At 48.8% G+C, this 1,892-nt stretch carries 2 protein-coding genes; both read right to left on the reverse strand.

The genetic code is table 11. The features are described 5' to 3' along the window. Window positions 1–929, reverse strand: a 929-nt coding sequence (locus tag K2Q26_09855; GenBank protein MBY0315812.1) for a pyridoxal phosphate-dependent aminotransferase family protein, incomplete at its 3' end; no start/stop codon positions are given. Further along, a partial coding sequence (bioB, locus tag K2Q26_09860; protein ID MBY0315813.1) for a biotin synthase BioB occupies window positions 904–1,892 on the reverse strand: 989 nt, incomplete at its 5' end. The genes bioB and K2Q26_09855, both read right to left, overlap by 26 nt.

A 1,892-nucleotide genomic window follows, 5' to 3' on the forward strand; every position in this document is an offset into this window, starting at 1 on the left:
ATAAAAAATATGGGCCCCTCCCCCAACAGAGGAAGACCCGGTATTCTATAACTCACTTCTTCTTTAAAAAACTGAATCTTTTCCTTAAGGGCCGCGACCCGCGCTTCAGAAATTTCTTGATGATACTCGACCGCGGTCACTAAGGCTCGCATCACCAAAGGCGAAGGCGCTGTTGAATAAATAAACGGTCGAGAAAACTGAATCAGGTATTTTTTAAGCTCTTGATCACAAGCGATCCAGGCCCCTGATACGCCGAGAGCTTTTCCGGCGGAATGCATGGTCGCCAAGATGACCGACGCATCGGCATACACTTGGGCGAGAGGTAATTCGATCCCCGTGGAGTGCGCTTCATCCACAATGAGTTGTGCCGAAAACTCGTGCGCGAGTTCGATCAAAGCCTCCAGGGGCGAGTGATCTCCCGACATGGAATAAATTCTTTCGACAATGATGATTTTATATTTTTTAGAAGTGCCTTCGCTCAAGCATCTTCGCAAATCGGCTAAGTCGTTGTGCTTAAAAATTTTCTTCTCGCAACCCGACAGTTTGATCCCATCGATGATCGAGGCATGATTGAGCTCGTCGGAATAAACCATAAAATCTTGAGTGAGGACGGCAGCGAGCAAAGCTAAGTTGGCTTGATACCCACTGGGTAAAAACAATGCGGCCTCGCGCTGAGAAAATTCCGCGAGTTTATTCTCTAATTCTTCGGCCCAGCGACTGTGCCCACGCAGAAGACGGGATCCCGTGCTCCCCGAGGGAGCTGTTTCTATACTGTTTTGAACAAGAGCCTGAAGCCGCGCATCGGTGGCGAAGCCTAAATAATCGTTCGAGCTAAAGTCTTCACCAGTAGGTAAAGACAGTTTCCTCAAAAGGGATTGAGCTTCGTAATTCTGAATGCGCTCGTTAATGAGCGGTAGCTGAGTTTTCATGATCCAACATCTTTAAGCCGAGAGTGCTCAGCAAGTTTTCATCTTCCGTCGCTGTTGGATTATCTCTGGTGAGTAGCTTTTCGCCGAGGAAGATGGAATTTGCGCCAGCGAAGAAAGCCAAAGCCTGTCCCTCGCGAGTCAAATTGATTCGACCGGCGGATAAACGAACGCGAGACTTAGGCATCAGGATCCGAGCCACCGCGATCGTACGAACAAGGTCAAATATATCTACACTTTGATTCTCTGCTAAAGGAGTACCCTCGACAGGAATCAATAAGTTAATAGGGACAGATTCGGGTTGAGGCTTGAGGTTTGCGAGCTCCACTAACATCGCACATCGATCGCGATCGGATTCGCCGAGACCTAAAATTCCCCCACTACAGATCGTCATCCCCGCTTCGCGAACGTTTTTCAAAGTATTCAAACGATCGTCGTAAGTGCGAGTGGAAATGATTTTATCGTAGAACTCGCGAGAGGTATCGAGGTTATGATTGTAAGCATCGACGCCCGCTTCTTTGAGTCGTCGGGCTTGATCCGGCGTCAACATTCCCAATGTTACACAGGCTTCCATTCCGGCACTCTTCACCATACGAACCATTTGTAACACTTGATCAAATTGAGGACCGTCGTTGATTTCGCGCCAGGCGGCTCCCATGCAGAAGCGTTCCGCGCCTTGAGCTTTCGCGTCCTCTAAGGCCGCTTCCACTTCCTTAAGATCCATCAGACTTTCACGCTTCAGTCCCGTTTTATAATGGGCCGACTGCGGGCAGTAAGAGCAATCCTCAGGGCAGCCCCCGGTTTTGATGGAGAGCAAACTGCATTTTTGCACGTGATTTTCATCGTGATGTTCACGATGAATACTGTGAGCCTCAAAAATCAATTCGAAGAGGGGCTTTCGGTAAAGCTGAAGGGCAGAATCAACGGTAAACATAGGAGAAAACCTATACCCCATCTGCGCCCCCA

It is taken from the genome of Bdellovibrionales bacterium, from assembly GCA_019750295.1.
In the GTDB taxonomy this organism is placed as follows: domain Bacteria; phylum Bdellovibrionota; class Bdellovibrionia; order Bdellovibrionales; family JAGQZY01; genus JAIEOS01.